The organism is Gloeocapsopsis crepidinum LEGE 06123 (genome assembly GCF_015207655.1).
In the GTDB taxonomy this organism is placed as follows: Bacteria; Cyanobacteriota; Cyanobacteriia; order Cyanobacteriales; family Chroococcidiopsidaceae; genus Gloeocapsopsis; species Gloeocapsopsis crepidinum.
Window position 1 is genome coordinate 1 of the sequence record NZ_JADEWN010000110.1, and the last position, 7,344, is coordinate 7,344.

The window sequence follows — 7,344 nt, forward strand, 5'->3', positions numbered from 1 at the left end:
AATTTCTCTACAAATCAAGTTTTCTGAATTACTCTCTGCCACAAAAGCGAATTTCCGCTTCTGCTGTCACTTTCTTACACTACTTATTCATGTATTAGTGGTTTTCCTGATAGGTGCAAGATGTGAGGTAGGAAGATATTACCTTGTCCTGCTGTGGTGTCAGCATTCAAAAATGCAAGGTTGTCCAAACGGACAGAGTCAGCCACAACTTCTAAGTTGCCTGCACTTCCTAATCCTAGACTGTTGACGGCTATTACAGCTCTATCGTGGACATATAAATTTTCAGTCTGAATTCTCAAGTTGCCCCCATTACCTGTAGCTCCTGGCTGGGCTGAAGAAAATAAGCCGCTGCGAGACTGACCATTCGCCGCTGTACCACTCAGTTCAACCGACTCAGCAGCTTTCACCCTCAAGCTACCTGCTGACCCCTGACCCCATGTACCAGTAACTACCTGTGCCCCATCGCGGACAATTAGCTGTGCTGTTTCTATCGTTAAATTACCCCCACCACCTGTAGCCCCACGCTCAGCCGAAGTCCCTAAAGAGCTGGCAAACCGACCATTCGCCGCCGTCCCACTCAGTTCAACCAACTCGGAAGCTTTAACCGTTAAGCTACCTGCTGACCCCTGACCGAAGGTACTGGCATTTACCAGTGCCCCATCGCGGACAATTAGCTGTGCTGTTTCTATCGTTAAATTACCCCCACCACCTGTAGCTCCTGGGTAGACTGAAGTAGCTAAGCCGCTGGGAGACTGACCATTCGCCGTCGTCCCACTCAGTTCAACCGACTCGGTAGCTTTCACCGTCAAGGTACCCGCTGACCCCTGACCGAGGGTACTAGCAAATACAATTGCCCCATCGCGGACGATTAACTGTCCTGTTTCTATCGTTAAATTACCCCCACCACCCGTAGCTTCTGCCTGGGCTGAAGAAAATAAGCCACTAGGAAACCGACCATTCGCCGCTGTACCACTTAGTTCAACCGACTCGGCAGCTTTAACCGTTAAGGTACCTGCCGCCCCCTGACCGAAAGTACTAGCAACTACCTGTGCCCCATCACGGACAATTAACTGTCCTGTTTCTATCGTTAAATTACCCCCATTACCTGTAGCTCCTCGTTCTGATGAAGTCCCTAAAGAGCTGGCAAACCGACCATTCGCCGCCGTCCCGCTCAGTTCAACCGACTCGGCAGCTTTAACCGTCAAGCTACCTGCTGACCCTTGACCGAACGTACCCGCAGATATCTGTGCCCCATCGCGAACAATTAACTGTCCTGTTTCTATCGTTAAATTGCCTCCATTGCCCGTAGCTCCTGGGTAGACTGAAGTAGTTAGGAAACTGGAGACCCGACCATCTGCTGTGGTACCAATTACTTTTACTGCTTCTGATGCAGCTACAGTCAAAGTCCCCCCTGGTTGCGATCCCAAAGTAGCAACCTCAATAGCAGAACCATCGGTAAGCGTCACCTGCCTACCTCGAACTTGAATGTCACCACCCCCCTCGCCACTAGCATTCACGGCAGCCGCATTGGACAAAGAAACATCTGCGAACGCTGGTACGCTCTCATAGCCTAAAGCATAGCCTTTCTCTATAGGAGTTAGGCTGAGTTGGGCAACTCTAGTAACACTACCCAACTCAATTCGTCCATCATCAGTCGTCAAAATGCCGCCTTCCAAGGCTATGCCATTACCTACTAGTGCCAAGGTTTTACTAGGTTGCACTTGAAGACCCGCATCTCGATTCAAAAGCTGATTGACCGCACCTGAAGTCCGTATAGCTCCCGATCCTTGCACAAGAATTTGTCCTGCATTCTCCTCGAATTGCAAGCCCAGAGGAATACTTATCTTCAGCAAAGGAATAGTTTGAGGCGCAGTTGCACTGAACTGTATGCTGTTAGCAAAATTTATACTACCTGCTGTAGTACCTAGAAACGAACCATTCAGATCCAAACTGGCATTTGGTCCAAAGATAATTCCATTTGGATTCATTAAAAATAAGTTGGCATCGCCTCCCACGACGCCGAGCGTTCCTAAAATATTGGAAGGATCGTTCCCCGTCACTCGACTCAAAATATTTTCAATTCCAGACGGATTGATGAAATAAGCTCCTCGTCCTGCATCTATATTGAACTGCTCAAAGCTGTGGAAGAGGTTTTTGTCCCGAATTGCTCCACCATCTATCCGATCGCTGGGAATGCCATTGATGTTCGTAGGTGTAACTACTGAGTTCTCTGCGCCTAAGGTAGCATCGGGTATGATTTGGGCTAAAGTGCGATCGCCCCTTCCTACTCCCACTAAAACCATCCAACTCGCTAGCATTAACTGCCAACGCCAACCGAACCAGCTTTTATTAATCACAGGATTGGTTTCCTCTACATGCTAGTTTTTCTATGGAACCAGAATTCAAAATTACAGATATGAGTTATGAGAGCGATCGCATTTTATATCTTTGAGTAATGTATTCATACTGTTCTCAAAAAAGTCGATATGTACTTTTTACAATCTTTTTACAATAGTGTTAGTAGAATTGTGCAAACTATCTTGTCTAAATAGAGCAACTCACTTGTCATATAAGGTGAATGAATTGTCTCGTTACTTTCTTTATCTTTAAATCCAGTAAACAGTTACTTAGTCTATAGAACATCTATAGGCTACTACCTCTATGTAACTCAAACTAATTGAAATCAAGGAGTAAATTATGAAGAACGAGAAGTCACTGTTTATCGAACTCACTGACGAGCAAGCTACTAGTATTAATGGTGGTGAAAGTTGGGCTGAGTACTATGCTGAACAAGCCACATGGTGGTCTGACTGGGGATGGACTGATTGGGGAACTTGGTATGCTGATGCAGCGGCTGATGCAGCTTACTATGGTTATTGATCGCTAGGTATAAATAATACCTAAACAATAACATAACCGACTGCCGGAAATAGTCTTGGCAGTTGGTAATTTTGCTATTACAAAAAAATTAAAATGCTCAATGTATTCAAGATCTATATTATGAATTCACTTGTGTCAATAAATCTTGACTTATTAATAAAAATAACTGTTATCCAGTAACTTTCGATACATTTTTACAAATAAACCACTGATATTAGTATCTTATATCTACAACTTAATTGCCTCTAGGGTTCCGGTTCAAATTAGTCATGATTGTGAGTTAACAATTTGAATGTCTGGTCCAAGAGAGGCAGGCTAGTGCTATATCACAAGTTTATCTAGAAATTTGCTAGCCACACGGCGGGAGAAAAACCTGGGAGAAATTGTAGTTGTTTATGGCAACTGACTTTTTCTTTCGGGTTTTCTCTTTTGGTTATTTATAGCGGAGGTCAGGGTTAAAAGCTATTTAGGGCGATCGCGCATGAGTTTCTCTAGTGTTGCCATACACATTGATTCAATCATTACAGTTTAAATTTTTGGGGGTGATTATAATAACAAATCTCTTTTTTTGAAACTGATGCAAAGAGGTATATTAATCAAAATAGAAGTTTAATTGCAGCGAACAAAAACTCTTAAAAACTGGTTGTTAATCTCTTTATTAAAAAGCTCATGAAGAAGCGATCGCTCTTATCCTATTGCATTCTGTTTTGCATCACATTGATTGTTGTAGGATGCGTCAACCCTGCGATCTATATCAAAACCACAACTGAAAGTGATACTGCGTCTTCAGTTGCGGGTGCAGTTCGTTTGGGATTCAGTGCATGGCCTGGTTGGTTCCCCTGGCAAGTTGCTCAAGAACGCGGAATCTTTGATAAGCATAATATTCCTGTCAACTTGAGATGGTTTGATGGCTATCTTGAATCTATCAATACTTTAACTGCTGGACAAATTGATGCGAATAGTCAAACGCTAGGCGACACGGTCAGTTCAGTCTCTGGTGGTGCCGATCAAGTCATTGTACTTGTTAATGACAACTCAACTGGTAATGATAAAGTTATTGTCCGAGAAGGTATCAATTCGATTGCTGACTTAAAAGGAAGACAAATTGCTGCTGAGGAAGGCACTGTCGATCATTTTCTCTTGCTTTTAGGGCTAGAGAGAGAAGGAATATCAGCACAAGACATTCAGTTTGTTCCATTAGAAACAGGAAGGGCTGCTGCTGCTTTTGTCGCCGGACAAGTTGATGCTGTTGCTGTATTTGCGCCCTTTACAACCCAAGCATTAAAGCGTCCAGGTAGCAGAGAACTTTTCAGTTCAGCAGATTTTCCAGGGGCTATTTCGGATCATTTGGTATTTACGCGCCAGTTCATCGAGCAGAACCCCGATCGCGTACAAGCTGTTGTCGATTCTTGGTTTGCCACATTAGATTACATTCAAAAAAATCAAGACGAAGCATACAAAATTATGGCACAACGCGCTGGTGTCAGTGTTGAAGAATATAAAGAATACGCCGATGGCACTAGGTTATTCACGATTGAGGAAAACTTACAAGCCTTTCAACCAGGAAACGACATGACCTCATTGCAGTTTTCTGCAGAACAAATCAGTGAATTTCTCACTGAAACTGGTTTAGCCGCCGCTTCGCCTGATACCAGCAGGTTATTTGACGATCGCTTTGTCAAAGCCCACGCCGCACAAGTTAATAAATCCTAATCGTCGATCGCACTCTTCACCACTTGAAAACTATGAGTCAAAGCGTTAAACACCGCTCAATTCGCTCGCTAATCAAGCCAAAAACAATGCGTCCCACTGTTTTCTGGCGACTAACTGAGGACATTCCCAAATCGCTGAGCACTGTATTAATGGTTACATCAATTGCCTTGCCATTAATACTATGGTGGTTAGTAACAACATTAGGCAATATTGAGCCTACATTTTTACCTTCGCCTGCGGATGTCCTCGAAGCCTTTGGGCGACTTTGGAGTACTCGCGAACTGCTTAAAGACACAGTAGCAAGTTTATGGCGAGTCGGAGTCGGATTTCTATTTGCCGCACTGCTTTCGATTCCGGTTGGGGTGCTGATGGGTAGTTTTCCGAGTATTCGCGCTTTGCTCGAACCACTCTTTGGCTTAATGCGTTACATGCCTGCTCCAGCGTTTATTCCTCTACTCATTTTATACCTGGGCATTGGCGAGGAGCCAAAAATTATGCTCATCTTTATTGGGGTCTTTTTCTTTAATTCGTTGATGGTGATGGATACGGTAAAGTTTGTCCCCAAAGATCTGATTGAAGCTACTTATATGTTAGGAGGTACTCGCTGGGAAGCATTGACGCAGGTGATTTTACCTCATGTTTTACCAGGAATTATTGATTCTTGCCGCATCAACTTAGCCGCTGCGTGGCAACTTGTGATTGTCTCGGAATTAATTGCAGCAAATGAAGGTTTAGGACGTCGGATCAGTGTAGCGGGACGATTCTTACGAACTGATGAAATTTTTGTTGGATTGATTGTGATTGGAGTTATCGGGTTAACGTTTGACTTGCTGTTTCAATATCTATTGCGAGTTTCTTGTAGATGGGCAAGTCAAAAACGATAGTTTTATTTATCTAAATACAATAAGGAAATTCAATCTATGTTTTTGGAAATTCATAATCTAAATAAGCACTTTGCTACAAAAGAAGGCGCTTTAGTTGTCCTTAAAGACATTAATATGGCAATTGAGCGTGGTGAATTTATTTGTGCTGTCGGTGCATCAGGTTCTGGTAAGTCTACATTGTTGCGCCAGATTGCAGGACTTGATACCCCCACCACAGGAGAAGTCAGAATTGATGGTAAACGAGTTGCATCACCTGGATCAGATCGCGGCATGGTGTTTCAACATTACACGCTTTACCCGTGGATGAACGTCCAGGAAAACACTGAGTTTGGATTGAAATTGCAAGGCGTACCCAAAAAAGAACGGCGCGAACAAGCTAGTTACTATCTTAATGTTGTGGGACTAACAAAGTTTGCTAGAGCTTTGCCCAAAGAACTCTCAGGAGGTATGAAGCAGCGAGTTGCGATCGCCCGTGCGCTTGCTTCTGAACCTGATATTTTGTTAATGGATGAACCTTTCGGTGCGTTGGATATTCACACTAAAGAATCGATGCACGAATTCATGCTCGATCTCTGGCAACGAACAAATCTGACAATCTTTATGATTACGCACGATGTCGAAGAGGCTGTCTTTCTCTCAAACCGCATCTATGCTCTAGGTGCGCGTCCTGGTACTGTACGTAAAGAAATGGTCATCAACCTACCCAATCGCAGCCACACGGTAAAACGCCACTCAATCTTCCATGACTACCGCGATGAATTGATGGAGTTACTTCGCAGACACGGACAGGAAGCTGTTGCTGCTGTAGCTTAATTAAGAAGGATGCGAGTGTGAATAAAAAAGTTTACCTCCGTAGACTTACTTATGTGTTTGAAAGCTGTTGTGTCTTACAAGGATTCCAACCATGCCTGCCATAGCTTAGCGGCTTGTTGTTCTAATTGTTTAGCATATCGCGCTGTGTCTTGACGCAACTGAGCAACACGAACACTAGAAGTTGTACTAATTTCGCAAGCATGACCAATAAACCAACGTTCTAGCCCACAAGCCGTGACTTCAGGGTGAAACTGTAGTGCTAAGCCACATTTGCCCCAAGAAAAAGCTTGGTTTTGATATTTTGAGCTAGCAGCTAAGTGAGTAGAATCAGTAGGTAAGTCAAACGTATCTCCGTGCCAGTGTAAAACAAAAGTATGCTCTGCTGCTAAATGAGCTAGAGGCGAATTCATCCCTTCAACACTGAGTTCTAAGGGAGACCAACCAATTTCTTTATAATCGCCAGGATAGACTTTTGCACCAAGCGATCGCGCCATTAATTGAGCACCTAAACAAATCCCTAATGTCGGTAAATCTGCTTGAAGACGATGTTCTAGTAGGTGTAATTCATCAACTATAAAAGGGTAATCTTGTTCATCATAGGCTCCGATGGGACCACCCAAAACTATCAATAAATCAGTATTTGCATCAATACCGATAATATTATTGATTCCAGCTTCTACATATTTAATTTTATAGTTGTGCTGATGTAGAGCTGATTCTAAAGTTCCTAAATCTTCAAAAGCCAGATGTCTAATTACAGTGGCATTGTTCATAACTTTCTACTTGAGCTAGTCACACTTACAACTGATAAACTTGTTTTTCGGGTGTCTCAACTGACTCATATCTTAACAACGTTGTTACGCTGTTGCGTTGTTTAAGTCATAAAAGCTTGCCTTTGTCTTGCGGATTATACTGAGACTTTTTACTTACAGCCTATTGCAAGTTTATGAGGTACAGTAAGAGGAGTACACAAATGAAGTCTAATGAAACCGTACTCGCTCGACTTGCGAGAAAAAATAGTTAAGGCATACACACAAGGTGACACCTCAATCAG

Annotated in this window: 6 protein-coding genes and 1 riboswitch; of the genes, 4 read left to right on the forward strand and 2 right to left on the reverse strand. The window is 43.2% G+C overall.

All coding sequences use genetic code 11. The features are described from left to right. Positions 1-83: 83 nt before the first annotated feature. Positions 84-2,357, reverse strand: a complete 2,274-nt coding sequence (locus tag IQ230_RS25435) for a two-partner secretion domain-containing protein (protein ID WP_193934978.1) — start codon at positions 2,355-2,357, stop codon at positions 84-86. A 340-nt stretch (positions 2,358-2,697) separates the two neighbouring features. Between IQ230_RS25435 and IQ230_RS25440 the strand changes: the two genes are divergently transcribed. The 4 genes from IQ230_RS25440 to IQ230_RS25455 all read left to right on the forward strand — a co-directional run bounded on the left by IQ230_RS25440 (position 2,698) and on the right by IQ230_RS25455 (position 6,290). Beyond that, the gene (locus IQ230_RS25440) at positions 2,698-2,880 is read left to right on the forward strand and encodes a hypothetical protein (protein ID WP_193934979.1); all 183 of its coding nucleotides are present in this window, start codon (positions 2,698-2,700) and stop codon (positions 2,878-2,880) included. Positions 2,881-3,114: 234 nt separating this feature from the next. Then, a riboswitch (guanidine-I (ykkC/yxkD leader) is annotated at positions 3,115-3,262 on the forward strand. A gap of 287 nt (positions 3,263-3,549) precedes the next feature. Further along, positions 3,550-4,593, forward strand: a complete 1,044-nt coding sequence (locus IQ230_RS25445; protein WP_193934980.1) for an ABC transporter substrate-binding protein — start codon at positions 3,550-3,552, stop codon at positions 4,591-4,593. 32 nt (positions 4,594-4,625) lie between these two features. After that, positions 4,626-5,477 (forward strand): ABC transporter permease, encoded by an 852-nt coding sequence (locus tag IQ230_RS25450; protein ID WP_193934981.1) that lies wholly within the window; start codon positions 4,626-4,628, stop codon positions 5,475-5,477. A gap of 36 nt (positions 5,478-5,513) precedes the next feature. Continuing rightward, positions 5,514-6,290: an ABC transporter ATP-binding protein gene (locus tag IQ230_RS25455; protein ID WP_193934982.1), complete on the forward strand. Its 777-nt coding sequence runs from the start codon at positions 5,514-5,516 to the stop codon at positions 6,288-6,290. 74 nt (positions 6,291-6,364) lie between these two features. On the opposite strand, the gene IQ230_RS25460 is transcribed toward IQ230_RS25455, so the two are convergent. Then, positions 6,365-7,063, reverse strand: coding sequence for a glutamine amidotransferase (locus IQ230_RS25460; RefSeq protein ID WP_193934983.1), 699 nt, complete (start codon positions 7,061-7,063; stop codon positions 6,365-6,367). Positions 7,064-7,344 lie beyond the last annotated feature (281 nt).